The organism is Streptomyces sp. C36, from assembly GCF_040932295.1.
GTDB classification, from domain to species: Bacteria; Actinomycetota; Actinomycetes; order Streptomycetales; family Streptomycetaceae; genus Streptomyces; species Streptomyces triculaminicus.
The window spans coordinates 212,386-239,237 of the sequence record NZ_JBFQGI010000002.1 but is presented as its reverse complement, the minus strand read 5'-3'; the positions used below and the strand labels follow the sequence as shown (position 1 = coordinate 239,237).

The window sequence follows — 26,852 nt, the reverse complement described above, 5'->3', positions numbered from 1 at the left end:
GAAGTCGAGCCGACGAACGAGGGAGCCGCGACGTGCCCGGTGAGAACCTGACCCGCGAGGAGGCCCGCGAGCGGGCCAGGCTGCTGACCGTGGACGCCTACGACGTGGCCCTCGATCTGCGGTCCGCGCCGGGCCCGGGCCCCGAGCCGCGCACCTTCCGGTCGGTGACCACGATCCGCTTCCGCTGCGCCGAGCCGGGCGCGGCCACCTTCGCCGACCTGCTGGCGCCCGCCGTCACCTCGGTCACGCTCAACGGCCGCGAGCTCGACGCGAAGGCCGTCTTCGACGGCTCGCGGATCGCCCTGGACGGCCTCGCCGCCGAGAACGTCCTCGTCGTCGACGCCGAGTGCGCCTACAGCCGCACCGGCGAGGGCATGCACCGCTTCGTCGACCCCGAGGACGGCGAGGTCTACCTCTACACCCAGTACGAGCCCGCCGACGCCCGCCGCGTCTTCGCGAACTTCGAGCAGCCCGACCTCAAGGCGCCCTTCACCTTCTCGGTGACCGCGCCCGCCGACTGGACGGTGCTCAGCAACGGCGAGCAGGACGGCGAGCCCGAGAAGGCCGACGTCTCCTCATCCACCTGGCGCTTCGTGCCCACCCGGCCGATCTCCACCTACATCACGGCCGTCGTGGCCGGCCCGTACCACGTCGTCCGCGACCACTACAGCCGCACTCTCGAGGACGGGACCGTCCTCGACATCCCGCTGGGCGCGCTGTGCCGCAAGGGCCTGGCCCGGCACTTCGACGCCGACGACATCTTCACCGTCACCAAGCAGGGGCTGGACTTCTTCCACGACCACTTCGACTACCCCTACCCCTTCGGCAAGTACGACCAGGCGTTCGTGCCGGAGTACAACATCGGGGCGATGGAGAACCCGGGCTGTGTGACCTTCCGGGAGGAGTTCGTCTTCCGCGGCAAGGTGACGCGGTCGTCCTACGAGCGCCGGGCCAACATCATCCTGCACGAGATGGCCCATATGTGGTTCGGCGACCTGGTGACCATGCGGTGGTGGGACGACCTGTGGCTCAAGGAGTCCTTCGCCGACTTCATGGGCTCCTTCTCGCAGGTGGAGGCGACGCGCTTCGACAACGCCTGGATCACCTTCGCCAACAACCGCAAGGCCTGGGCCTACCGCGCCGACCAGCTGCCCTCCACCCACCCCGTCACGGCGGACATCCACGACCTGGAGGACGCCAAGCTCAACTTCGACGGCATCACCTACGCCAAGGGCGCCTCGGTGCTCAAGCAGCTCGTCGCCTACGTGGGCCGCGACGCCTTCCTCGAGGGCGCCCGCCGCTACTTCAAGCGCCACGCCTACGGCAACACCCGCCTCGCCGACCTGCTCGAGGTGCTGGAGGAGACCTCGGGGCGGGACATGGCCGCCTGGTCCCGCTCCTGGCTGCAGACGGCCGGGGTCAACTCGCTCACCCCCCTGGCGACCTACGACGCGGCCGACCGGATCACCGAGCTGGCCGTCCTCCAGGAGGCGCCCGAGGCGCATCCCGAGCTGCGCCCGCACCGCGTGGCCGTGGGCCTCTACCGCAGGCGCGAGGCCGGCGGCGCGCTCGAGCGCTACGCCCGCGCCGAGGTCGACGTCGCCGGGCCCCGCACGGTGGTCGCGGAGCTGGCCGGGGCGGAGCGTCCCGAGCTGATCCTCGTCAACGACGACGACCTCACCTACTGCAAGATCCGCTTCGACGAGGGCTCGCTGGACACCCTGCGCGAGCACCTGGGCGACCTGACCGACCCGCTGGCCCGCGCCCTGTGCTGGTCCGCCCTGTGGAACCTCACCCGCGACGGCCTGCTGCCCGCCCGCGACTACCTCGGCCTCGTGCGGCGCTTCGCGGGCGCGGAGACCGACATCGGGGTGCTCCAGATGGTGCAGGCCTGGGCCACCGGCGCGCTCACGTACTACACGGCCCCCGACTCGCGGGAGCCCGCCGGCCGGGAGCTGGCCGGCAGCGCGCTGAGCGAGCTTCGGCAGGCCGAGCCGGGCAGCGGCCACCAGCTGGCCTGGGCCCGCTTCTTCGCCCAGCTCGCCGCCACGGAGGCCGACCTGCAGCTGCTCGGCGGCCTGCTGGACGGCACCGCGCGGATCGACGGCCTGGACGTCGACCAGGAACTGCGCTGGGCGTTCCTGGGCACGCTGGCCGCCCGCGGCACGGCCGACGAGGCGGCGATCGCGGCCGAGCTGGCCCGCGACAACACCGCCTCCGGCCGGCGGCACCAGGTGCGCTGCCTGGCGGCCCGCCCGGCCGCCGAGGTCAAGGCCGCGGCGTGGGCGGAGGTCGTGGAGTCCGACACGCTCTCCAACGCCCTGGTCGAGGCCACCATCACCGGCTGGGCCCGGCCGGACCGGCGGGATCTGCTGGCGCCGTACGCGGAGCGCTACTTCGAGGCGATCGAGCGGGTGTGGCGGGAGCGGTCCATCGAGATCGCGATGGCGATCGTCCGCGGCCTGTTCCCGGCGCTGCAGGACGACGTGAGCACGCTCAAGGCCGCCGACGCCTGGCTCGCCGGGCACGAGGACGCCGCACCCGCCCTGCGGCGGCTGGTGGCCGAGGCCCGGGACGACCTGGCGCGGGCGCTGCGGGCCCAGGAGTGCGACGCGGGGGCCGCCGCCCGGTAGGCCCGGCCACGCGCCTTCACCGGACCTTCAAATCCCTTACAAGACGGCGGGGTTGTCCGGAAATCCCGACGGGTGCGTAACAGCGGTTAGCGGGTGGGGCGGGAGCGGGAATGGCCGGGGCATGAACCCCGACACCCCCCTCTCGCCACGCCCCCTGTACCACCTCTCCGACGTCCGGCACCGTGTCATGACCGCCCGTCAGCTGCGGGAGCACGGCGTGACGGGTGCCGAGGCGGGTGAGCGCTGCCGCTCCGGCGGCCCCTGGCGGCTGCTGCTGCCGGGGGTCTACCTCCTCCACACCGGGCCGGCCACCAGCGAGGAGCGGCTGCACGCCGCCCTGATGTACACCCTTCCGCGGGCCCAGGTGCCGCGTCAGCCGGGCCCGGGCGGCGTGCGGGAGCCGGACCCCGGCCCGTACGGCCACGCGATGATCACCGGCGCGGCGGCGCTGGCCCTGCACCGCTTCACGGCCGTGCCCTCGCTGCTGTCCCTGGAGCGCATCGACGTGCTGGTGCCGCGCACCCGGCGGCTGCGGTCGACCGGCTTCGCGCGGATCGTACGGGCGCACACCCTGCCCCGGCCGGCGATGCTCACCGGGGTGCCGGTGGCGCCGGCCGCGCGCGCGGTGGCCGACGCCGTGACCCCTATGACGGACGCCGGCGAGGTGCGGCGGCTGCTGACGGAGGCCGTGCGCGGCGGGCACTGCGAGGCGTCCGAGCTGGTGCGGGAGCTGACCCGGGCCCGGCTGCTGAGCCGGCCGCGGGTGACCGAGACGGTCGACGCGCTGCTCGCCGAGAGCCGCTCGGCCGCGGAGGGCAGGCTGTACGACATGGTGCGCGAGCAGGCCCTGCCCGCCCCGCTGTGGAACGTCGACCTGCGGCTGCCGGGCGGGCCCAGCCTGGGCCGCGTGGACGCGTTCTGGCCCGACCACGCCGTGGCGCTCGAGCTGGACACCCGGGCCGCGCACGGCGGGAGCGACGCTCTGTGGTCCGAACAGTCGCGTCGGCACGAGCACTTGGAGCGTCTGGGGATCACGGTCGTGCGGGTGACGCCGGGGGGACTGCGGGGCCGGTACGCGCTCGAGGAGCAGGCCGCGGTCGTCCGTACCGCCCTGGTGGCGTCGGCCGACCGCGAGCCCGCCGCGTATCTCGTCGTGCTGCCCCGGTGAGGGGCGGCCCGCGGGCCGTCAGCGCCTGGTGAGCAGCAGCTCGGTGTTGCGGTCGGTGGGCGAGCCGGCGAGCGAGGTGTCCGAGCCGGGCGCGTTGAAGGCCAGCTCGCGGTAGAGGGCCGCGAGCCCGGTCTGGGACAGGTCGTGGAAGTCGGTGCGGTAGGGCGCCGCCGACTCGACGAGGGTGGTGAACAGGGAGATCGTCCCGTCCTTGTTGTCGGTGATCTCGATGACGCGGGCGAGCTGCGGGTAGTCGACGTGCGAGGCGGTGGCGATCTCCCAGAAGGTGCCGCGCGGCCGGATGCGGTTGCGGTGGCTGTGGCCGTTGATCCAGGCCAGGACGTTGGGGTGGCGGCCGAGCAGGGCGAGGACCTCGTCGCCGTTGTGCCGCTTCTCGCCCGGGCGGGCGGGGTCCGGCGTCATGTTGCTCATGCTCCAGCTCGGGTGGTGGCTGAAGACCAGGGCGTACTCGTCCTTGTGCTGGGCGAGGGTCCGGTCGAGCCAGTTGAACTGGGCGGTGCCCAGCGAGCCCTGGTAGTGGCCGCCGGGGTCCGTCGAGTCGAGGCTGATGCCGATGACCCGGTCGGAGACGCGGAAGGTGTAGTACAGGTTGCCGGAGTCGAGGTTGGCGCGGGTGTAGCCGTGGCCGACGGGACCGCGGCCGGCGTAGCGGGGGTCGAGGTGGGCGGCCACGTACTGCCGGGCGGTCAGGGGCACCCGGCGGGGGTCGGGGGTGACCGTGCGCATGTCCTTCTTGTGGGCCTTGAGCATGGCCTCGATGCGCTTGCCCTTGGGGTCGGCGCCGTTGACCTCGCCCTCGATCAGGTACTTGGCCTCGGCGGGCGGGATGTACTGCAGCTTCTTGTTGCCGACGGCGACGTCGGAGATGAAGGTGCCCGCGGCCGGGTAGCAGCCGCCGGAGAGGCCGTCGTGGTTGCCGAAGGTGGAGTACCAGGGGATGTTCAGGCCGGGGCTGGTCACGCCGCGGCAGGCGGCGGCGAGGTAGCCGTCGATCCGGGGGTAGCCGACGGCCTTGTCCTGGTCGCGCAGGGCCGTGTCGGGGTGCCAGTAGAGCTTGAGGCCGCTGTTCTGCACGCCCTCGTAGTGGCGGGGGTCGCCGGTGTTGGGGTTCATCCGGCCGCCGCTGAGGGCGGTGAGGAACCACTCCACCTCGATCCTGGCGTTCTCGTCGCCGTTGTCGCCGGTGGTGACCATGAAGCCGAGCGGTTTACCGGTGGCGGGCCCGCGGCGCAGCTTGTTGACGCGCTCGACGAGCGAGACCACACCGGGCAGCGTGAGCGCCTCGTGCGGCCGCCACCCGCCGGCGTCGGCGGAGCGGAAGAACTCGTAGCGCAGCGGGTGCTGTACGTCCGTCAGGTGCAGGTCGGTGAACTGTACGAAGCAGGCGAGCGCGGTACGCCGGTCCTCGCGCCCGGACCGCCCCTCGGCCAGGTCGGCGCGTACGACCCTGGACCAGCCGGGGCCCTCGCCCAGGCGCCGGTAGCCTCCGCTGCCGCGCGGGGCGGCGACGGAGACCAGGGTGGTGCCCGCGTTGGTGGGCGCGGCCTCGGCGGCGGGCGTCTCCTGGGCGGGCGTCGCGGCCGTGGGGGTGGGGTCTCCCGGCGCGGCGGCGGCCGGGCGGGCGTCCATGCCCACGGTCAGGCCCAGGCCGGCGGCCGTGGTGACGGCGCCCGCGGCGGCCAGGAAGGAACGACGGTCGAACTGCGAGTCTGCGGTTCTGTGGGATCTGCGGTGCATGGCGGTCTCCCCGAGTGCGAACGCGAAGGCTGGCGGTCGTGCGGGCGGGCTGCGGCCCCGGTCAGTCAGGATCGTCGGCAGCGCGAATGACCTGGGCGTGAACATGACCGCAACGGTCGCCGCCGATCACCTCACATGGATCTTGGCTGGTGCGAACTGACATACACCACTCGTCCCCTGGAGCACTGACGCTCACTCAGCGTTCACTCGCGAGGGGAACCCTGGCGCCCATCACCGGCCAATGCGTTGGTCCGTTTGTCGTACAGCCGCTGAGCTGCGAGAACGCCGCTGACCGCTTCACGGCCTCCGTCCCGCTTCATCCCGCGTGGCGCCTGGCGGGTTTACGCCATCCTTATATTCCCTCTCCGACAACTCTCCCCAAACCCCCGCCACTTCCATCAAAGTGATCGCTCACCGGCCTCCGCATTCCGGACGCCAGGTCGTAGTGCCCACCGCTGTGCACTCTCCGTTGTTTGCGTTTTCTTCTCTTTCTCACTTCCAGTCAGGGATGCCCATGACCACCACCCCCGACCCCCGGAACGCGCCGCCGGGCGCCGGAACCGCGGCCCGAATAGCCATAGCGGCCTCGCTCGTGGCCGCCCTCACCGCGGCGGGCGCCGCCCCCGCGCTCGCCGACGACCCGCGGCCCACTCCGGGACCGGCCAAGTCCGGTGCCGACAAGCTCGGTTCGCAGGACGCGGACCTGCTCGCGAAGGCCAAGGCCGACGGCGACAAGACCGTCACCATGATGATCGCCACCCAGCCGGGGAAGACCGGCCAGGTCGCCGGCGCGCTGGACGCGATCAAGGGCGCCTCGGTGGGCCAGGCCTACGACAAGCTCGGCTACGTCCGCGTCACCGTGCCCACCGGCAAGGCCGACGCCGCCATCGACGAGGCCAAGAAGCTCGACGCCGTGCACGGCATCGACCTCAAGCAGGAGATCCGACTCCCGGACCCGACCCCGCGCGCCGACACCGGCGCCGCGGCGCAGTCCGCGCGGAAGCTCGCCAAGGGCCGGACCTACCCCGCCCCGGGGAAGAACACCCCGGCGAAGAACCCCTATCAGCCCGCCTTCGAGACGGGCGCCGTCGAGTTCACCGAGGACCACCCCAAGGCCGACGGCCGCGGCGTGACCATCGGCATCCTGGACTCCGGCGTGGACCTCGGGCACCCGGCGCTGCAGAAGACCACCACCGGCGAGCGCAAGATCGTCGACTGGGTGACCGCCACCGACCCGCTCGCGGACGAGGACGGCACCTGGCTGCCGATGACGTCCGACGTGTCCGGCCCCTCCTTCTCCTTCAACGGCCGCACCTACACCGCGCCCGCCACCGGCTCGTACCAGGTCGCCCTCTTCCGCGAGAGCGAGACCACCGGCGGCGACATGAAGGGCGACCTCAACCGGGACGGCGACACCACCGACTCCTGGGCGGTCCTCTACGACAAGGCCAAGGGCACCGTCCGCGTCGACCTCGACGACGACGGGAACTTCGGCGACGACGCGGACATGAAGCCGTACAAGGACGGCTTCCAGGTCGGCTACTTCGGCAAGGACAACCCGGACACCCCGATCGCCGAGCGCATCCCCTTCGTCGTGCAGGTCCGCAAGGACGTGCCGATGGACCCCAAGGGCGGCGACTGGATCGGCAAGAAGGCCGACTTCGTCAACATCGGCGTCATCGAGTCCGAGCACGGCACCCACGTCGCGGGCATCACCGCCGCCAACGGGCTGTTCGGCGGCAGGATGAACGGCGCGGCGCCCGGCGCGAAGATCGTCTCCTCGCGCGCCTGCACCTGGACCGGCGGCTGCACCAACGTCGCGCTCACCGAGGGCATGATCGACCTCGTGGTCAACCGCGGCGTCGACATCGTCAACATGTCGATCGGCGGCCTGCCCGCGCTCAACGACGGCAACAACGCCCGCGCCGAGCTCTACACCCGCCTCATCGACACCTACGGCGTCCAGCTGGTGATCTCCGCGGGCAACAGCGGCCCCGGCCTGAACACCATCGGCGACCCGGCCCTGGCCGACAAGGTCGTCAGCGTCGGCGCCTCCGTCTCCAAGGAGACCTGGGCCGCCAACTACGGCTCCGAGGTCAAGACCTCGTACGCGATGATGCCCTTCTCCTCCCGCGGCCCGCGCGAGGACGGCGGCTTCGCCCCGACGATCACCGCCCCGGGCGCGTCGATCAACACCATCCCGACCTGGCAGCCCGGCGCCCCGGTCGCCGAGGCGGGCTACGAGCTGCCGCCCGGCTACGGCATGCTGCAGGGCACCTCGATGGCCTCCCCGCAGGCCACGGGCGCGGCGGCGCTGCTGATCTCGGCCGCCAAGCAGAAGCACATGAAGCTGGCGCCGGCCGACCTGCGCACGGCGCTGACCAGCACCGCCAAGAAGATCAAGGGCTTCCAGGCCTACGAGCAGGGCTCCGGCCTGATCGACATCGTCGAGGCCTGGGAATCCCTGCGCGACGGCGCCACCGCCCACGAGTACGCCGTCAAGGCGCCCGTGTCCACCGCCCTGTCCGGCCGGCTCAAGACCCCCGGCTTCGGCACCGGCGTCTACGACCGCGAGGGCGGCCTCAAGGCCGGCGAGACCCGTACGTACGACGTCACGATCACCCGCACCTCCGGCCCGGACAAGCCGGTGCGGCACGAGCTGGAGTGGCGCAACAACGACGGCACCTTCAAGCTCGTCGGTGACGACGAGGTCAAGCTGCCGCTGAACAAGCCGGTGACCGTCAAGGTCAGGGCGAAGGCCAAGTCGGCCGGCGTCCACAGCGCGATCCTGGCCCTGGACGACGAGCGCACCGAGGGCGTCGACAAGCAGATCATGACCACCGTGATCGTGGCCGAGCCGCTCGTCTCGAACGTCTTCAAGTCGTCCGGCAAGGCCACCCGCAACGCCACCACGTCGTACTTCGTGACCGTCCCCCAGGGCGCCACGTCGCTGGACGTGGCCATGAGCGGCCTGGCCGACGGCAGCCAGACCCGGTTCATCGCCATCAACCCCTACGGCGTGCCGGTGGACAAGACCTCCACGATCAACTGCTACCCGAACTACCCGAACCCGGACAACACCTGCCGCCCGGACCAGCGTTCGTACAAGAACCCGGTCCCCGGCGTCTGGGAGTTCGAGGTGGAGTCCCGCCGCACCTCCCCGCTGCTGGAGAACCCCTACACGCTGACGGTCACCGCGGGCACCGCCAAGCCGTGATCCGTAAGTGAATCCCGCAGGGGGCGGGCGCCGTACGGCGCCCGCCCCCTGTGTCGTCCCCTGCGCCGCCCCCTGTGCCGTCCGCTCACGGGAGCCAACCCTTCACCGTGGCCCGGACACCGGCCTGGAAGCGGTTGTCGGCACCCAGCCGTTCCATCAGACCGCCGATGAGGCGGCTGGTGGAACGGGCGGACAGTCCCGTCTGACGGGCGATGACCTCGTCCTTCTTGCCGGCCGCCATGAGTCGCAGCACGGCGAGTTCGAGGTCCGAGGGCTCACCGCCCTCGTGCCGTTCGGCCGCGGCGAAGGCGATGGCCCGCTCCCAGTGCGAGTCGAAGAGGTGGGTCAGCAGCCGGATCACGGTGGGGTCGCGGACGACGACCGCTCCGGCGGCCGTGTGGTCGGGGTCGAGGGGGAGCACGGCCGTGGCGGCGTCGTAGACGAGCATGCGGGAGGGCAGCAGGCTGGCGCTCCGCACCTCCGCCCCGGCGGCGCGTATGACCTCGGCGTAGGCCGTCGTGGCGCGGTGGTTGCGGGCCGCGTGCTGGAAGAGGGTGCGCAGGGCGACCCCGCGCTCGAGCGTCGCCAGGTCCAGCGGGGTCGCGGCGCTGATGGCCCGGTCCGTCTGTCCCCCGCCGGGGACCATCGCGTCGACGCTGTCGGTGCAGGTGCGCGCCAGGTCGTCGATGACCGCGCGGATCGCCTCGACCCCGCGGACCACCTCGATGCGGTCCTTCACGGACCGCATGCTCCTGGCCTCCATGTAGGAACCGGACCAGGCCCCGAGCCCGACGCGGACGGCGGCGATGCGGGACCGGTGCTCCAGGACGCTCTGCTCCGCCTCGGCGAGCAGGGTGTCGGCGGCCGTCTCCGGGCTGACCGCGACCCATCCCCCGGCCGGCGTGGGCTGCAGCAGCTGGGCGAGCCGCAGCTTCCGTTCGGCCTCTTTCGTCCGCTCCTCCGGAAGGCCCAGGGCCACGGGTATGCGCCCCGATTCGATCTCCGGACGCATGATGTAGAGGCGGTATACCGCGACGGACACATCGTCAAGAGTGAACGGCTCCATCGACCTAATCCCCCCGTGGACGTGCGGCAGGTGGCAGGTGGCAACTACTCGCCAGGCGAGGCCACGCCAGCCTAGAACCATTGGTTCCACTGCGCCTCCTCCTCGAGTATCGGTCCCACGCGGGCCACCCCCAGGGCCCGCGAGACCCCCACGGAGGATTCCGATGAGAACCCGTCGCCGTCTTCAGCGCAGCCTGGCCGCCGCTCTGCTCACCGCGGCGGCCGTCGCCGTCACCCAGCTGCCCGTGGCCCACGCGGCCCGGCCCGGCGTCCCGGCCGCCTCCCCCCTCTCCGCCGGCACCGCGCCCGCTCCCGGCCAGGACCCCTCGCCGGGGCCGGGGAACATCTGGGACTAGGGCGGACACCCCCTGGGGCGGACACGCCCCACAGCCGGCAGGTGCCGTCGACGACCGGAGCCCGGGAGCCGCATTGATCATCGTCACCGCCGACGGTCTCGGCATCGGAGCCGCCGTCGCCCAGCGGGCGGCGGGCCTGGGCCACTCCGTGTGCGTCGGCTATCTGCACCACCGCCGCCGGGCCGACGCGCTGGTGCGCACGGTCCGCGACGCCGGCCGCCAGGCCCTGGCGGTCCGCGCGGACACCTCCGAGGAGTGCGACGTGGAGCGCCTCTTCGACACGGCCACGGCCACCCTGGGCCCGGTGACGGGCGTGGTCAACCACGCCCGCGCGACCGGCCTCCCGGCCCGGATCGGCGACCTGAGCATCGAGCAGGCCGACGCCGCGTACCGGTCCGTGCTGCGCAGCGTGCTGCTGTGCACCCGTGAGGCCGCCCACCGCATGTCCGTCTCCCGCGGCGGCGCCGGCGGCGCCGTCGTCAACGTCTCCTCGCTCGACGCCCGCACCGGCGGCGGATTCCTCTCCGTGCACGGCGCGGCCCTCCACGCGGCCGTCAACGCCCACACCCGGGGAGCGGCTCAGGAGCTCGCGGCGGAGGGGATCCGGGTCAACGCCGTGGCCCCGGGAGTGATCGAGAACGGCCGGGGCGGGAACGGCGGCGCGTCCGGGAGCGCCTGCCCTCCGTGGCACGACGTGCCGCTGGGGCGCGCCGGGAAGCCCGGCGAGGTCGCGGAGGCCGTCTGGTTCCTGCTGTCCGACGCCTCGTCCTATACGACAGGAGCCGTCCTGGAAGTCGGCGGAGGCCGCTGAAGCGCCGGCCGGCACCGCACCTTCCCGTGGCTCCTCTTGCGTGAAAGGAGAACACATGGACATCCGGCAGCTCGCCGCCTTCCACAAGGTGGCCACCCTCCTGAGCTTCACCCGGGCCGCCGCCGAGCTCAAGTACGCGCAGTCCAGCGTCACCGGACAGATCAAAAGGCTCGAGAACTCGCTGGGGGTCAGCCTCTTCGAGCGCCTGCCGGGCGGGGTCGTCCTGGCTCCCGCCGGACAGCGCCTGCTGCCGTACGCCGAGCGGATGCTGTCGCTGGCCGAGGAGGCGCGCACGGCGACGGCGGGCGCCGGGCTCGTGTCCGGCACCCTGACGGTGGGCACCACCGAGAGCGTCATCTCGTACCGCATGCCTCCGCTGCTCGAGTTCTTCCACCGCCGCTACCCCCGGCTCGAGGTCGTGCTGCGGCCCACTCCCTGCGCGGAGACCCTGCGGGCGGTGCGCCAGGGCACCCTGGACGCGGGCTTCCTGCCGGCGCCGAGGGGAGAGCACCCGGGCCTGCGCGCCACAGTGCTCGGGCCCGCTCCCCTGCTCCTGGTCGCCCCGCCGTCCCATCCGCTGGCCGCGGTGCGGCCGGTGACCACCAAGGACCTGGCGCGGGTGCCCGTCCTGGCCCCCGAGGAGAGCAGCGGCTACCGCGAACTGTTCGAGACCGCCGTGCGGCGGGTACGGGGCGGCCCGGCCGGCGTGCTGGGCTTCGGCACCATCGAGTCCACCAAGCGCGGCATGCGCGCCGGGCTGGGCGTGGCCCTGCTGCCCGCCGTCGCGGTGGCCGACGAGATCGCCGCCGGCTCGCTGGTCGCGCTCGACTGGTCGCCGCCCTTCGAGGTCTTCACCCAGATCGTCTGGCGCCGGGGCCGGCAGATGCCGGCGGAACTGCGCACCTTCATCGACAGGTCCGTCGAATTCATGGCCGAGGACTCCGGCGGGAACGAGAGCGGCAATCCGATGTCAACGGCGGCCTGACCGCCGGGAGCTGCGGGAATCGGCATGTCCGATTGAGCGGTTCAGCGAACGCAATGGGCATTTCATTGACCCGACTTCTGCGCGACTGGTCGAATACATGCACAGACGGAACGGCGAAAGCCGGGGAACTTCCCTTATCCGTGGTCCTGTTGATCCGTATCGAGCCAGAAGGAGCCAATCATGGCTGAGAACACCGCTGTGACGACCCCGGCCAAGCAGCTGCTGGACGGCCTCTACGCCGAGGGCGCCCAGGGCGACGCGAACTGGGACGGCGTGAGCGAGGAGGCCCTCGTCAAGCTCCGCGAGGCCGCCGCCTCCGGCGACGAGGCCCTGCAGTCGCTGATGGCGAACCTGGCCTTCTCGAAGTTCGAGGACGCGGAGCAGGCCACCCGGCTCTCCTCCTCCCTGGCCGGCATCAAGCAGTTCATGGTGACGGAGATCTTCGAGGAGCTGCCGACCACCTCCGTCGAGGACCTGCGCGCGGCCGCCGAGGCGGCCGGCTACGACGTCGAGATCCTCGGCTGACCCACCGCGCGGGGGCGCCCCGCCCGTGAGGGTTCCACACGCTCACGGGCGGGGCGCCCCGCTCCCGACAACGGCCCCGGGGCCGCCGAACAGGGGACGAGAGAAGAGATCACCGTGAGCGAGTCATTTTCCATCGACGGACTGGGCTGGCGCGAGAACTGGCGAATCGACAACGGGAAGGACTCGTACGTCGTCCCCTTCCCCACGCTCCGTCCGGCCACGCTGGTATTCCATGGTGAGACCGAATTCAGCTACGGTCACTATGGAATTCACCTCGGCCAGGCGGACGTCCTGACGTTCCTCGGGCCGTCCACCGGGGAAATCACCGGGTATTTCATCGACTGCCGCGAGGGATCCCCCACGGCGGGCGTCCGGGAACGGCACGTCTGGTCCCCCGCCTCACGACGCGCCCTCTACATTCCGCCGGGGGTGGCCCACACCTTCGACGGCCTGGAGTTCGTCAACACCATCAACTCCTACGAGCTCTTCCTCCCCGACCCCGAGCAGTGGGTCCGTGGCAGCCTGGAGTGGCAGCCCGACGCCGACATCATCAACATCCCGCTCGACATCGCCCAGGAGGACCTGCCGTACTACCGGCCCAACTCCCATCCGGCGAGCGAGCTCTGGTACGACCTGGTGGCCTCGCAGCAGCGCGGCATGATCCCCAAGATCTCGCACGAGTACCCCCTCACGCGCGAGGTCCGGCTCGCCGACGGAACGATCCGCCGCGTGGAACTGCGCAAGCGCCTGCCCAAGGCGGAGGAGAAGGCCTGGGAGCCGGTCGACGGCGTCATGGGCGTCGGCTGGGTCCGTCACCCCGTCGTGGTCAGCGGCCCCGAGTCCGGCTTCTCCGCCCTGCTCGACCGGCACCCGCTCTACTTCATCGACCACGGCGAGACCGGCTACTCCCACGACGCCTACGGCATCCACCTCGGCCAGGAGGACCGGCTGACCTTCGTCGGCCCCAGGGACCAGCAGGTGACCCTGCACCTGATCGACACCCGGGTGGACTCGCCGAGCTACGGCGCGGATCTCGCGATCACCTTCACCCCGGACCCCCGCCGGTACCTGCTGATCCCTCCGGGCGTCGGGCACGCCTTCGAACACCTGGAGAACGTCTTCACCATCAACCGGCCGCGCACCCTGCTGCCGGCGGACGGCGGCGACTACCGCCCCGGCAACGACGTCATCGACTGGCCCCGCGAGAAGCGCCCCATCCCCTCGCTGCGGCCGAACGTCATCCCGGCGAGCCGTGAGTACTACGAGGAGCAGGTGGCGGACCAGAAGCGGCTGCGCGAGCTTCCCACGACGCACGCGACGCCCTCGGTCATGCTCATCGACGGTCCGGACGGACGAAAGATCCGCGTCGCCCTCCGCAAGAAGATCCAGGCCGTGGCCTAGGGAAGGCCGGCCGCTCCCGGCCGGGTCGTGACCGCCGTGGCGGCCGCGGCCCGGCTCCCGTCCGTCGTCGTCCAAGAGGTGGGAAACCCCATGCTGGCCCCGTCGAAAACGCTGGCGCCCCTGCGGCACAAGAGCTACCGGCTGCTCTTCCTGTCCTTCGTCATCAGCATGGTGGGGGACGGGGTGTGGCTCGTCGCCCTCCCGTGGATCACCATCACCATCGGCGGCGGCAGCTCGGACCTGGCCATGGTCGTCGGCGCGGAGTCGGTCGGACTGGTCTCGTGCGTCCTCGTCGGCGGCGCCCTCGCCGACCGCTATCCGCGCAAGGCGGTCATCGCGTGGTCCTTCGTGGCGAGCCTGGCGGTGCTCTCGGCGGTGGCCGTGGCCCACGCGAGCGGGCACCTGGCGGTGTGGCACCTGACGGCCGCGGCGTTCGTGCTGGGCGCCTCGGCCGCCGTCAGCGGCCCGGCGGCCGACGCCTTCACCCCCGACCTGGTGCCCGAGGAGGACCTGCACGCGGCCAACGCCCTGGAGTCCGTGGTCCGCTCGCTCGCCGCCCGGATGGCCGGCCCCGCCCTCGGCGGCGTGCTGATCTCGCTGTTCAGCCCGCTGCCGGTCATCCTGCTCGACGCGGCGAGCTTCGGCGTCGCGGCCCTGTGCGCCTGGTCGGTCAAGCCCCTGCGGGCCGCCGGCGGACAGGACGGGGAGGAGGCCGACGGGGAGCCGGTCCCCTACCGCAAGGCCCTGTCCTACCTGTTCGGTGAGCGCTGGCTGTGGGTGCTCATCGTGTGGTCCGGCGTGGTGCTGCTCCTGCAGACCGGGCCCCGGCAGGTGCTGCTGCCCTTCGTCATCCACAACGACCTGGGCGGCGACGCCCGGGACTACGGCACCCTGCTCGCCGTCCTCGGGATCTCCGCGATGGCCGGCTCGCTCTTCCTCGCCTCGCGGCGGCCGCCCAGGCACTACCCGCTGTGGATGCTGCTCGCCTGGACCGCCGGGGCGGCCCCGCTGGCGCTGATGGTCTTCGTGCCGTCCTTCTGGATGCTGCTGCCGCTGGCCGCCGTCTACGGGGTCTTCTCCTCCATGGGCAACGTCTACTGGTCGACGCTGGTGCAGACGCGGGTCCCCGCCGCGGTGCGCGGCCGCGTGTTCAGCATCGACTGGCTCGGCTCGCTCGCCCTGGTGCCGGTCTCCATGGCGCTGGCCGGGATCGGCTCCGGCCGGCAGTTCGTCGTCTGGTTCTTCGTGCTCGGCGGCACCCTCCCCGTCCTGCTCACCCTGCTCACCCTCCGCTACGTGGACCTGCGGGCCCTGGCCCCGGGCGACGACGCGCCCGCCGCCAAGGGCCCGGACGAGGAACTCGCGGCCCAGCCCGCCTGACGCGAAGCCCTGGCCCGCCCGGGCCGGGCGTGGCAGCGTGACCTCCATGAACGATGACGCCTCCCTGAACGACGACCGGGACGCCGCCCTCGCCCGCGCGGTCCGCCTCCGTGAGCAGGGGGAGACCGAGCGGGCCCGCGGCGAGCTGCTGGCCCTGACCGACCGGTACCCCGAGGACGCCGAGATCGCCTACCAGACGGCCTGGGCGCACGACAAGCTCGAGCTGGAGGCCGAGGCGGTGCCGTACTACGAGCGGGCCCTGAGCGCCCCGGGGCTCACGGCACAGGACCGGCACGGCGCGTTCCTCGGGCTGGGCAGCACCTACCGCGTGCTCGGCCGCCACGAGCGGTCGCTGGAGACGCTGCGCCGGGGGCTGGAGGAGTTCCCCGACGACCCGGCGCTGCGCGTGTTCGCCGCCATGGCCCTGTACAACGCCGGCGAGCACCACGAGTCCGTGACCACCCTGCTCAAGGTGGTGGCGGCCACCAGCGGCGACCCGGGGGTGCACGGCCACCGACGGGCGATCGAGCACTACGCGGACGATCTGGACGCCTTCCACTGAGCTCCACGGCCCGCCCCGGCGTGGCCGCCGTGCCCCGGCGTCCCGGTCCCCGGACAATGGATTGGACTTTTGGGGCGGGTACCACCACATGATGGAACCGTTCAGCCGGGTGCGCCGTCCCCGGCGGTGACAGTTGTGGTGTACATGAGCTAGGGAGCACGCGTGAGGATCGGAATCGTCGGAGCCACCGGTCAGGTCGGCGCAGTCATGCGCAACATCCTCGCCGAGCGGAAGTTCCCGGTCGGCGAGCTGCGCCTGTTCGCCTCGGCGCGCTCCGCCGGCACCACGCTGCCCTGGCAGGACACCGAGATCACGGTCGAGGACGCGGCCACCGCCGACTACTCGGGCCTGGACATCGTGCTCTTCTCCGCCGGCGGCGCCACCTCCAAGGCGCTGGCCGAGAAGGTCGCCGGCCAGGGCGCGGTCGTGATCGACAACTCCTCCGCCTGGCGCCGCGACCCCGAGGTGCCGCTGGTGGTCTCCGAGGTCAACCCGCACGCGATCGCCGACCGCCCCAAGGGCATCATCGCCAACCCGAACTGCACCACCATGGCCGCCATGCCGGTGCTCAAGCCGCTGCACGCCGAGGCCGGCCTGACCGCCCTGATCGCCACCACCTACCAGGCGGTCTCGGGCTCGGGCCTGGCGGGCGTCGCCGAGCTGGACGGCCAGCTGCGCGAGGTCGCCGACCGGGCGACCGAGCTGACCCACGACGGCGAGGCCGTCGCGTTCCCGGAGCCGGGCGTCTACAAGCGCCCCATCGCCTTCAACGTGCTGCCGCTGGCCGGCGCGATCGTCGACGACGGCAGCTTCGAGACCGACGAGGAGCAGAAGCTCCGCAACGAGTCCCGCAAGATCCTGGAGATCCCGGACCTCAAGGTCTCCGGCACGTGTGTGCGCGTCCCCGTCTTCTCCGGCCACTCCCTGCAGGTCAACGCCCGCTTCGAGCGTCCGGTCAGCGTCGAGCGCGCCTATGAGCTGCTGAAGGACGCGCCCGGCGTCGAGCTGTCCGAGATCCCCACCCCGCTGCAGGCGGCGGGCAAGGACGTCTCCTACGTGGGCCGCATCCGCGCGGACGAGACCGTGGAGCACGGCCTGGCGCTCTTCCTCTCCGGCGACAACCTCCGCAAGGGCGCCGCGCTCAACGCCGTCCAGATCGCCGAGCTGGTCGCCGCCGAGCTGCGCGGCTGACCCACGACGCGACGTCATGAGGGGGCGGGCCGGTCGGCCCGCCCCCTCGGCGCATCCGCCGTCAGCGTACGGACCGCCACGGACAGCGACGGCGTGGAAGGATGGCCCAGAACGTCGTGATGTGCCGTGATGTGAAGGAGATGCCCTGGTGCCCGGAACGAATCTGACCCGCGAAGAGGCACAGCAGCGGGCCCGCCTGCTGACCGTGGACGCCTACGAGATCGAGCTCGACCTCTCCGGCGCGCAGGAGGGCGGCACCTACCGGTCCGTCACCACCGTGCGCTTCGAGGCCGCCGAGGCGGGCGACTCCTTCATCGACCTGGTCGCGCCGGCCGTGCACGAGGTCGTGCTGAACGGCACCGCGCTGGACGCGGGCGAGGTCTTCCGGGACAGCCGCATCGCGCTGCCGGGCCTGGTGCCCGGGCGCAACGAACTGAAGGTCGTCGCGGACTGTGCGTACACCAACACCGGCGAGGGCCTGCACCGCTTCGTGGACCCGGTGGACCAGCAGGCCTACCTCTACACGCAGTTCGAGGTGCCGGACGCCCGCCGCGTCTTCGCCTCCTTCGAGCAGCCGGACCTGAAGGCGACCTTCCAGTTCACCGTGAAGGCCCCCGAGGGCTGGACCGTGATCTCCAACTCGCCGACCCCGGAGCGCCCCGCGGACAACGTCTGGCGCTTCGAGCCGACCCCGCGGATCTCCACGTACATCACCGCGCTGATCGCCGGCCCGTACCACGCGGTGCACAGCACGTACGAGAAGGACGGGCAGACCGTCCCGCTGGGCATCTACTGCCGCCCGTCGCTGGCGGAGTTCCTGGACGCCGACGCGATCTTCGAGGTGACGCGGCAGGGCTTCGACTGGTTCCAGGAGAAGTTCGACTACGCCTACCCCTTCGCCAAGTACGACCAGCTCTTCGTGCCGGAGTTCAACGCGGGCGCGATGGAGAACGCGGGCGCGGTCACCATCCGCGACCAGTACGTCTTCCGCTCGAAGGTGACGGACGCCGCGTACGAGGTGCGCGCAGAGACCATCCTCCACGAGCTGGCCCACATGTGGTTCGGCGACCTGGTCACCATGGAGTGGTGGAACGACCTGTGGCTGAACGAGTCGTTCGCCACGTACACCTCCATCGCCTGCCAGGCCTACGCCCCGGGCAGCAAGTGGCCCCACTCGTGGACGACGTTCGCCAACTCCATGAAGACCTGGGCGTACCGGCAGGACCAGCTGCCGTCCACCCACCCGATCATGGCGGACATCCGCGACCTGGACGACGTGCTCGTCAACTTCGACGGCATCACCTACGCCAAGGGCGCCTCGGTCCTCAAGCAGCTCGTCGCCTACGTCGGCATGGACGCGTTCTTCACCGGCGTCCAGGCGTACTTCAAGGAGCACGCCTACGGCAACACCCGCCTGTCCGACCTGCTGGGCGCGCTGGAGAAGACCTCCGGCCGCGACCTGAAGGCCTGGTCGAAGGCGTGGCTGGAGACCGCCGGCATCAACATCCTGCGCCCCGCCGTCACCACCGACGACGCCGGCGTCATCACCTCCTTCGCCGTCCGCCAGGAGGCCCCCGCGCTGCCGGCCGGCGCCCAGGGCGAGCCCACGCTCCGCCCGCACCGCATCGCGATCGGCCTGTACGACCTCGAGGACGGCAAGCTGGTCCGCAAGGACCGGATCGAGCTGGACGTCGACGGCGAGCTGACCGAGGTCCCGCAGCTGGTCGGCACGGCCCGCCCGGCCGTGGTGCTGCTCAACGACGACGACCTGTCGTACGCCAAGGTGCGCCTGGACGCCGAGTCCCTGGCCACCGTCACCCAGCACCTGGGCGACTTCGTCGAGTCCCTCCCCCGCGCCCTGTCCTGGGCCTCCGCCTGGGACATGACCCGCGACGGCGAGCTGGCCACCCGCGACTACCTGGACCTGGTGCTGTCGGGCATCGCCAAGGAGTCCGACATCGGCGTGGTGCAGTCGCTGCACCGCCAGGTCAAGACCGCGCTCGAGCTGTACGCCGCGCCGACCTGGCGCGAGACGGGCCTGGCGCGGTGGACCGAGGCCACGCTCGAGCACCTGCGCGCGGCCGAGCCCGGCAGCGACCACCAGCTGGCGTGGGCCCGGGCCTTCGCCGCCACCGCCCGCACCGACGAGCAGCTGGGCCTGCTGTCCGGCCTGCTGGACGGCACCGAGACCGTCGAGGGCCTGGTCGTCGACACCGAGCTGCGCTGGGACCTGCTGGGCCGGCTCGCCGCGACGGGCCGCGCCGACGACGCGGCCATCGCCGCCGAGCTGGAGCGCGACAGGACCTCGGCGGGCGAGGAGCACGCCGCCTGGGCCCGGGCCGCGCGCCCGACGGCCGAGGCGAAGGAGCGCGCCTGGGCCTCGGTCGTGGAGTCGGACAAGCTGCCCAACGCGGTGCAGGAGTCGGTCATCGGCGGCTTCCAGCAGGCCGACCAGCGCGAGCTGCTCGCCTCCTACGCCGAGAAGTACTTCGCGGTGGTCAAGGACGTCTGGGACAGCCGCAGCCACGAGATCGCCCAGCAGATCGCGGTCGGCCTCTACCCCGCGCTGCAGGTCTCCCAGGCCACCCTGGACGCCACGGACGCCTGGCTGGCCTCGGCCGAGCCGAACGCGGCGCTGCGCCGCCTGGTCACCGAGTCCCGCGCGGGCGTCGAGCGGGCCCTGAAGGCCCAGGCCGCGGACGCCGCCGCGGCCGTCTGAGGCCACACACGCGAGGGCGCCCCGGACCGTTCGGTCCGGGGCGCCCTCGGCGTTGTCAGGCCTTCTCCGCCCGGGCCCGGCGCCGGGCCAGCAGCGCCTCGCGCTTCTCGTCGAACTTCCTCGCCTGGTCGTCGAGGCCGCCCATGAACAGCCCCAGCTCCTCCTGGGCGCGCAGGCCCTCCGGGCCGAGGCCCGTGATGTCCAGGACCTTCAGGAAGCGCAGCACCGGCTGGAGCACGTCGTCGTGGTGGATGCGCAGGTTGTAGATGCCGCCGATGGCGATCTGGGCGGCGGCGCGCTCGAATCCGGGGATGCCGTGGCCGGGCATCCGGAAGTCGGTCACCACGTCGCGCACCGCGCACATCGTCTGGTCGCCCGCCAGCTCGAAGGCCTTCCCGAGCAGGTTGCGGTAGAAGACCATGTGCAGGTTCTCGTCCGTGGCGATGCGGGCGAGCATGCGGTCGCAGACCGGGTCACCGGAGTGGTGGCCGGTGTTGCGGTGCGAGATGCGGGTGGCCAGCTCCTGGAAGGCGACGTAGGCGATCGAGTGCAGCATGCTGTGCCGGTTGTCGGACTCGAACCCCTCCGACATGTGCTGCATGCGGAACCGCTCCAGCGCGACCGGGTCCACGGCGCGCGAGGTGAGCAGGTAGTCCCGCATCACGATGCCGTGCCGGCCCTCCTCCGCCGTCCAGCGGTGCACCCAGGTGCCCCAGGCGCCGTCGCGGCCGAAGAGCGAGGCGATCTCGTGGTGGTAGCTGGGGAGGTTGTCCTCGGTCAGCAGGTTGACGATCAGGGCGGTGCGCCCGATCTCCGTCACCTTCGACTGCTCGGGGGCCCAGGCCTCGCCGCCCATGACGCCGTCGAAGTTACGGCCGTCGCTCCACGGCACGTACTCGTGCGGCATCCATTCCTTCGCCACCTTCAGGTGCCGGTTGAGCTCGGTCTCGACGACCTCTTCGAGGGCGTACAGCAGCCGGCTGTCGCTCCATACGGCCGAGTCGCCGTGCAGGGAGGGGGCGATGGTCACGGACGGCTCCTGGGGGTGGGGCGGCTTACCAACAGTTACTTACGGCCCCGTAGGTTACGTCAGCGTAAGTTAAAGGCGACATAAAGATGATCGTTCCACCTCGCCCGGCCCCGGAGCGGGGCAGCAAAAAACCGGCCATGACTCCGGAGCGGAGTCATGGCCGGCGTGGTACGGCGTGGAGCGCTGGGCCTCGGCGCTAGGCGCGCGGGTGGTGGGTGCTGGCGGCGTGCGTACGGGGGTTGTCCGAGCCCTTGGCCAGGACCATGGTCAGGCCCGCGATGACCAGGAAGAGGACGATCGGAGCGACCACGTAGAGGCCGATCGTGTCGATCACGCTCAGGCCCGGGCCCGGGTCGTCACCGTCGTCGCGGGTGAGCGCGAACGCGGGGGACGACATCAGCAGCATCAGCATCGTGCCGGCGGAGATGGCACCGGCGCGCACGGCGTTCTTGTTGACCTTATTGCTCACGGCCTCAACGTATCGGACAGCCGCCGACCGCGCGCGCCCGGGGTGGCCTATCGGCGTCCGCCTGCCCCGCCTCCCTGGTCGCCCCCCTGTTCACGGAGGTCCTCCATCAGCGCGTGCAGCCGGGGCGAGGCCGTCAGCTCCTCCAGGGACAGCGGACGCCCGGCGGCGTCGGCGACCGGCAGCCGCCAGTTCGGGTACTGATCCCAGGTGCCCGGCAGGTTCTGCGGGCGGCGGTCCCCCACGGCGTCCGGCAGCCACACGCCGACCAGGCGGGCGGGGGTGCGCAGCAGGAAGCGGTGGACCGCCCTGACGGCCGCCTCCTCGTCGCCCGGCCCCTCCGGCAGCAGCCCCAGCCGGCCGAACAGCGCCAGCCACTCCGCCACCCCCGCGGCGTCCTCGCGCTGCTCGACGGCCAGCGGCCGGTCCAGCAGCCCCAGGCGGTGCCGCAGCTCCACATGGTCCCCGGTGAGCCGGGCCGCGGTGCTCGGCAGGTCGTGGGTGGTGGCGGTGGCCACGCAGCCGGCCCGCCAGCGCTCCGGCTCCAGCGGCTCGGGCCGTGCGGCGCCGCCGGCGTAGTCGCGCTCGAACCACAGCACCGACGTGCCCAGCACCCCCCGCTCGGCGAGCGTCTCGCGCACCCCGGGCTCGACCGTGCCCAGGTCCTCGCCTATGACGGCCGCGCCCGCCCGGTGCGCCTCCAGCGCCAGGACGCCGAGCATGGCCTCGGCGTCGTAGCGGACGTACGCCCCGCGCCGGGGCTCGTAGCCCTGGGGCACCCACCACAGCCGGAACAGCCCCATCACATGGTCGACGCGCAGGGCGCCCGCGTGCCGCAGCAGCCCGCGCAGCAGCTCGCGGTAGGGGGCGTAGCCGGTGGCGGCCAGGGCGTCGGGGCGCCAGGGCGGCAGGCCCCAGTCCTGGCCCCGGGAGTTGAAGGCGTCGGGGGGCGCGCCGATGGACATCCCGGCGGCGAAGGCGTCCTGCTGCGCCCAGGCGTCGGCGCCCGAGGGGTGGACGCCGACGGCCAGGTCGTGGACGAGCCCGACGCGCATCCCGGCGGCGCGGGCCGTCCGCTGGGCGGCGGCCAGCTGCTCGTCGGTGAGCCAGGCCAGCCAGCAGTGGAAGTCGACGCGGTCCAGCAGCTCGCCGCGGGCGCGGGCGGTGCGGGCCGAGCGGGGGTCGCGCAGGCCTGCGGGCCAGGTGTGCCAGTCGGGGCCGTGCACCTCGGCCAGCGCGCACCAGGTGGAGTGGTCGTCGAGGGCCTGGCCCTGCTCGGCGAGGAAGTCGCAGTACGCGGCGCGGCGGCCGGGGCCCTGCGGCACGGCGCGCAGCAGCTCCAGCGCCCGCCGCTTGAGCTCCCACACGGCGTCCCGGTCGATCAGCTCTCCGTGCCGCAGCACGCCGTCGCGCAGCCCGGCGGCGCGGGCCAGGAGGGCGTCGGCCTCCTGGCGGGCGGCTCCGGTGAGGTAGCCGAACTCGGGGACCGCCTCCACCCGCAGGTGGACCGGGTCGGGGAAGCGGCGGGAGGAGGGCCGGTAGGGCGAGGGGTCGGTGGGCGGTCCGGGGACGGCCGCGTGCAGGGGGTTGACCTGGACGAAGTCGGAGCCGAAGGAGCGGCCCGCCCAGGCGGCGAGCTCGGCCAGGTCGCCGAGGTCGCCCATGCCCCAGGAGCGCGCGGACAGCAGGGAGTAGAGCTGGACGAGGAAGCCGTGGCCGCGTCCGTCGGGGACGGGCAGCCGGCCGGGGGCGACGATCAGGGGGGCGCGCGCGGCGCGGCCGTCGGGCGCCTGGGCGCGCAGGAGGTGGCCGCCGAGCGGCAGGGGCGCCGACCCGTCCCACTCCAGGCTGTCGCCGTCCTCGGTGTCGACGCGCAGCGACGTGCCCCCGGGGAGCTCCGGCAGATTCCGCTTGTGGCCCTGGCGGAGGACGACGGCCGGGGGCAGCAGGCGCCCGCGCACGGCGGCCCCGTGGGCCTCGAGGGCGTCGTGGACGGCCCTGGGGGTGGAGGCGTCGACGCCCAGGGCGGCGAGGACCGCGACGACGGTGTCCTCGGCGACCCGGGCGCTGTGGCCGGGGGCGGGCTCGTAGGTGGTGGCGACACCGTGCAGTTCGGCAAGGCGCGCTCTGCCCATCGATACCTCCGTGGTCGCCCGGGCCGGTCGCCTGATGCCCTACCCATCCGCCGCGGCCATCGACACCTTCCGTTCCCCGATGTCGCTTTGACGCCCCTTCGGGAGGCTTCGCTTTCGGTTCCGCTTCGGCTTCCTTCCGTGACCCGTGGGGCATTACCGGCAGTTCGGGCAGCTGCGTTGACACGCCCATCACCTGGTGATGGGCTCATCGCTCACGGGCGTGACACCAGGGGCAAGGAGAAGGCCGTGCGGTTCCCGGGCGACGACCCCTCGTACGCACACGACGCGTGCGGGCACGAGCCGTACGGACACGCGTCGTACGGACACGACGGCGGCGACCGGCGGCGGCCCGGCCGCACCCTCGGCACGGGCCGGCTGGGCAGGGTCCTCCCCTCCGCCGCCGGCCGCCCCCGGCGGGCCGGGGTCACCGTCCTCGCGGCCGCCCTTCTCGGCGGGCTGCTCGGCAACGCCGGCGACGCCCTGGCCGACCCCGGACCCTCGCCGGCCGCCGGCGCCCCGGGCCCGGACGCCCCCGACCAGGAGAGCACGGGCGGCCTCCCGCCCGTCTGGCCGCGCCCCCAGGCGGCACGCGCCCAGGGCTCGTACGTCCGGGTGGGTGACGAGGTCACCCTGATGGCCGAGCAGGGCACCGACCCCCACGCCATCGAGGCGCTGCGCGAGGTCCTGCGCACCGCGGGCGCCCGCACGGTCGTCGACGCCCAGCCCGGCGGCACCCCGCCGCCGGCCGGGCTCATCGTCTACGCGGGCGGGCAGGCGGCCGAGGACGCCCTGCGGTCGCTGGGCGCGGGCCCCATCGCCGACCTGCCCCGGGGCGGCTACCGCCTGGCGACGGGCACCGCGGGCGGCCGGCCGGCGGTGGCGCTGGCGGGCATGGGCACCGACGGGCTCTTCCACGCCGCGCAGACGCTGCGCCAGCTGGTGGTGGAGCGGGACGGCGGGCGGGGCTTCGCGGGCGCGGTGATCCGGGACTGGCCCGTCACGGCGGTGCGCGGCGTCACCGAGGGCTTCTACGGCAGGCCCTGGTCGCAGCCGCAGCGGCTCGCCCAGCTGGACTTCATGGGCCGCAACAAGCTCAACCGCTATCTCTACGCGCCCGGCGACGACCCCTACCGCCAGGCCCGCTGGCGCGACCCGTACCCCGCCACACAGCGCGCGGAGTTCCGGGAGCTGGCCGACCGGGCCCGTCGCAATCATGTGACGCTGGGCTGGGCGGTCTCCCCGGGACAGGCCATGTGCTTCTCCTCGGCCGGGGACATGCGGGCGCTCAAGCGCAAGGTCGACGCCATGTGGGCGCTGGGGGTGCGCGCCTTCCAGCTGCAGTTCGAGGACGTCAGCTACAGCGAGTGGCACTGCGACGCGGACGCCGACGCGTTCGGCTCGGGCCCCAAGGCGGCGGCCAAGGCGCAGGCGAAGGTGGCGGGCGAGCTGGCCCGGCACCTGGCCGCCAAGGACGACGCGGCGGCCCCCCTGTCGCTGCTGCCCACCGAGTACTACCAGGACGGCCGCACCGCCTTCCGCAGGGCGCTGGCCGACGCGCTGGACCCGCGCGTGGAGGTGGCGTGGACGGGCGTGGGGGTGGTGCCCAAGACCATCACCGGCGGCGAACTGTCCGACGCCCGCGCGGCCTTCGGCCACCCGCTGGTGACCATGGACAACTACCCGGTCAACGACTTCGCGCAGGACCGTATCTTCCTCGGCCCCTACACCGGCCGCGAGCCGGCCGTCGCGACCGGCTCGGCCGCGCTGCTCGCCAACGCCTCGGCCCAGCCGACCGCGTCCCGCATCCCGCTGTTCACCACCGCCGACTACGCCTGGAACCCGCGCGGATACCGGCCCGAGGAGTCCTGGCGGGCCGCCGTCGACGACCTCGCGGGCGGTGACGGCCAGGCCCGCGAGGCACTGCGGGCGCTCGCCGGCAACGACGCCTCCTCCGTGCTGGGCGGCGAGGAGTCGGCGTACCTGCGCCCGCTGCTGGACGACTTCTGGGCGGCGCTGGCCGGCTCCGACACCGGCAGGCTGGAGGGGGCCGCGGAGAAGCTGCGGGCCGCCTTCCGCACCATGGCCTCGGCGCGCGAGAAGCTCTCCCCCGCCCTCGGCGCGGAGGTGCGGCCGTGGCTGGAGCAGCTGGCCCGGCACGGCGAGGCGGGCGTGCGGGCCGTGGACATGCTCACCGCCCAGGCGCGCGGCGACGGCGCCGGGGCCTGGCGGGCCCAGCTGGACGTCCAGCGGCTGCGCGGGCGGATCGGCCAGGACCGGGTGACCGTGGGCACGGGCGTGCTGACGCCCTTCCTGGACCAGGCCCTGGCCCGGGCCAACGGCTGGACCGGGGTGGACCGGCCGCTGCGCACGGCGGGCCGGGCCACCGACGGCGACCCGTCCACCGCCCTCCGCCCGAAGCCCGGCGAACCGCTGTCCGTACGGCTGCCCGAGCCGCACCCGCTGACCGTCGTCACCCTGCTCACCGAGCCCGGGCAGGGGAGGCGGCCGACGGGCACCGTCGAGGCGCACGACCCGGTCAAGGGCTGGCAGCCGCTGGGGCCCGTGGAGGCCGGCGGCTGGACGCAGGTGCCGGGCAAGGGGCTGCGGGCGGACGCGCTGCGGGTGGTGTGGAGCGGGGACGCGGCGACGGCCCCGCCGGCCGTGCACGAGCTCACCCCCTGGTACGCCGACACCCGCACGGCCGTCTTCGAGGTCGGGCAGGGCGAGGTGGACGCGGAGACCGGCGGCAGACCGGCCGTCATCGAGGCCCGGATGATCAACCAGCGCCCGGAGGCGGTGCACGAGAAGCTCACCGTCAAGGTGCCCGACGGGGTGACGGTCAAGGCCCCGGCCGAGCTGTCCGCGGTGCGCGGAGGCGTCACCACGGCCCGGATCGAGCTGACCGTGCCGGCCGGGAGCCCGGGCCGGGTGTTCGCGGTGCCCGTCAGCCTCGCTGGACAGGAGCGGACCGTAACCGTCCGGGCGTTTCCGCCGACCGGGGGACCGGACCTGGCGCCGGGCGGCCGGGCGGCCTCCTCCGGCGACGAGACCTCCCGCTTCCCGGCCTCCGCGGCGCTCGACGGCGACCCGCGCACCCGCTGGTCCTCACCGGCCCGGGACGACGCCTGGTGGCAGCTGGAGCTGGCCCGCCCGGTCCGGCTGGGCCGGCTCGTCCTGCACTGGCAGGAGGCCCACCCGGCCCGCTACCGCGTCCAGGTCTCCCCGGACGGCCGCACCTGGCGCGACGCGGCCGCCGTCGCCGACGGCAAGGGCGGCGTGGAGGCCGTGCGCATGGACGCGCCGGACGCGCGCTTCGTGCGCGTCCAGGGCGAGAAGCGGGCCACGCGCTTCGGTTACTCGCTGTGGCAGGTGGAGGCGTACGCCGTGCGGGAGCCCGGAAAGGGCGAGCAGGCGCGCTGAGACCGGGTCATCGCCGCGTCCGGGACGCCA

The 26,852-nt window shown here is 73.0% G+C and carries 17 protein-coding genes and 1 pseudogene; 13 read left to right on the top strand and 5 right to left on the bottom strand.

Features of this window, described 5'->3' with window-relative positions; genetic code table 11:
- Positions 1-32: 32 nt before the first annotated feature.
- Positions 33-2,633 carry an aminopeptidase N gene (pepN, locus tag AB4K12_RS06565; RefSeq protein ID WP_368433323.1) on the top strand — a complete coding sequence of 867 codons (2,601 nt, stop codon included), beginning with the start codon at positions 33-35 and terminating at the stop codon, positions 2,631-2,633.
- Between the two features lie 121 nt (positions 2,634-2,754).
- Positions 2,755-3,801: a hypothetical protein gene (locus AB4K12_RS06560; RefSeq protein ID WP_368433322.1), complete on the top strand. Its 1,047-nt coding sequence runs from the start codon at positions 2,755-2,757 to the stop codon at positions 3,799-3,801.
- A gap of 18 nt (positions 3,802-3,819) precedes the next feature.
- Here AB4K12_RS06560 and AB4K12_RS06555 read toward each other — a convergent pair whose 3' ends face one another.
- Entirely contained in the window at positions 3,820-5,559 is a 1,740-nt protein-coding gene (locus AB4K12_RS06555; protein WP_368433321.1) for a TIGR03767 family metallophosphoesterase, read from the bottom strand.
- A 514-nt stretch (positions 5,560-6,073) separates the two neighbouring features.
- Between AB4K12_RS06555 and AB4K12_RS06550 the strand changes: the two are divergent.
- Positions 6,074-8,746 (top strand): annotated as a pseudogene (locus AB4K12_RS06550) (S8 family serine peptidase); the annotation flags it as partial.
- Positions 8,747-8,861: 115 nt separating this feature from the next.
- Here AB4K12_RS06550 and AB4K12_RS06545 read toward each other — a convergent pair.
- On the bottom strand, positions 8,862-9,818 hold the full coding sequence (locus AB4K12_RS06545) for a LuxR C-terminal-related transcriptional regulator (RefSeq protein WP_368433320.1): 957 nt from the start codon (positions 9,816-9,818) through the stop codon (positions 8,862-8,864).
- Between the two features lie 187 nt (positions 9,819-10,005).
- Between AB4K12_RS06545 and AB4K12_RS06540 the strand changes: the two genes are divergently transcribed.
- The 9 genes from AB4K12_RS06540 (at position 10,006) to pepN (AB4K12_RS06500) (ending at position 19,771) form a co-directional block, all read left to right on the top strand.
- Entirely contained in the window at positions 10,006-10,197 is a 192-nt protein-coding gene (locus AB4K12_RS06540; RefSeq protein ID WP_368433319.1) for a hypothetical protein, read from the top strand.
- Positions 10,198-10,270: 73 nt separating this feature from the next.
- The gene (locus AB4K12_RS06535) at positions 10,271-11,008 is read left to right on the top strand and encodes an SDR family oxidoreductase (RefSeq protein WP_368433318.1); all 738 of its coding nucleotides are present in this window, start codon (positions 10,271-10,273) and stop codon (positions 11,006-11,008) included.
- 55 nt (positions 11,009-11,063) lie between these two features.
- Positions 11,064-11,993, top strand: a complete 930-nt coding sequence (locus AB4K12_RS06530) for a LysR family transcriptional regulator (protein ID WP_368433317.1) — start codon at positions 11,064-11,066, stop codon at positions 11,991-11,993.
- A 180-nt stretch (positions 11,994-12,173) separates the two neighbouring features.
- A complete protein-coding gene (locus tag AB4K12_RS06525; RefSeq protein WP_368433316.1) occupies positions 12,174-12,518 on the top strand; it encodes a hypothetical protein in 345 nt (114 codons plus the stop codon).
- A 114-nt stretch (positions 12,519-12,632) separates the two neighbouring features.
- Positions 12,633-13,919 (top strand): dTDP-4-dehydrorhamnose 3,5-epimerase family protein, encoded by a 1,287-nt coding sequence (locus AB4K12_RS06520; protein ID WP_368433315.1) that lies wholly within the window; start codon positions 12,633-12,635, stop codon positions 13,917-13,919.
- Positions 13,920-14,009: 90 nt separating this feature from the next.
- Positions 14,010-15,299, top strand: coding sequence for an MFS transporter (locus tag AB4K12_RS06515; protein ID WP_368433314.1), 1,290 nt, complete (start codon positions 14,010-14,012; stop codon positions 15,297-15,299).
- Between the two features lie 46 nt (positions 15,300-15,345).
- A complete protein-coding gene (locus AB4K12_RS06510; protein ID WP_368433313.1) occupies positions 15,346-15,861 on the top strand; it encodes a tetratricopeptide repeat protein in 516 nt (171 codons plus the stop codon).
- Positions 15,862-16,023: 162 nt separating this feature from the next.
- Complete coding sequence (locus AB4K12_RS06505) at positions 16,024-17,052, top strand: aspartate-semialdehyde dehydrogenase (protein WP_368433312.1); 1,029 nt, start codon at positions 16,024-16,026, stop codon at positions 17,050-17,052.
- 148 nt (positions 17,053-17,200) lie between these two features.
- On the top strand, positions 17,201-19,771 hold the full coding sequence (pepN, locus tag AB4K12_RS06500; RefSeq protein WP_368433311.1) for an aminopeptidase N: 2,571 nt from the start codon (positions 17,201-17,203) through the stop codon (positions 19,769-19,771).
- Between the two features lie 55 nt (positions 19,772-19,826).
- Here the strand turns inward: pepN (AB4K12_RS06500) and AB4K12_RS06495 are convergent, their stop codons facing one another.
- The 3 genes from AB4K12_RS06495 to malQ all read right to left on the bottom strand — a co-directional run bounded on the left by AB4K12_RS06495 (position 19,827) and on the right by malQ (position 23,402).
- Positions 19,827-20,801, bottom strand: a complete 975-nt coding sequence (locus AB4K12_RS06495; protein ID WP_368433310.1) for an acyl-ACP desaturase — start codon at positions 20,799-20,801, stop codon at positions 19,827-19,829.
- A gap of 196 nt (positions 20,802-20,997) precedes the next feature.
- Positions 20,998-21,270 carry a hypothetical protein gene (locus AB4K12_RS06490; RefSeq protein WP_368433309.1) on the bottom strand — a complete coding sequence of 91 codons (273 nt, stop codon included), beginning with the start codon at positions 21,268-21,270 and terminating at the stop codon, positions 20,998-21,000.
- Positions 21,271-21,317: 47 nt separating this feature from the next.
- Positions 21,318-23,402, bottom strand: a complete 2,085-nt coding sequence (malQ, locus tag AB4K12_RS06485; RefSeq protein ID WP_368433308.1) for a 4-alpha-glucanotransferase — start codon at positions 23,400-23,402, stop codon at positions 21,318-21,320.
- A gap of 375 nt (positions 23,403-23,777) precedes the next feature.
- On the opposite strand from malQ, the gene AB4K12_RS06480 reads away from it, so the two are divergent.
- Positions 23,778-26,822, top strand: a complete 3,045-nt coding sequence (locus tag AB4K12_RS06480; protein ID WP_368433819.1) for a beta-N-acetylglucosaminidase domain-containing protein — start codon at positions 23,778-23,780, stop codon at positions 26,820-26,822.
- Positions 26,823-26,852: the final 30 nt, after the last annotated feature.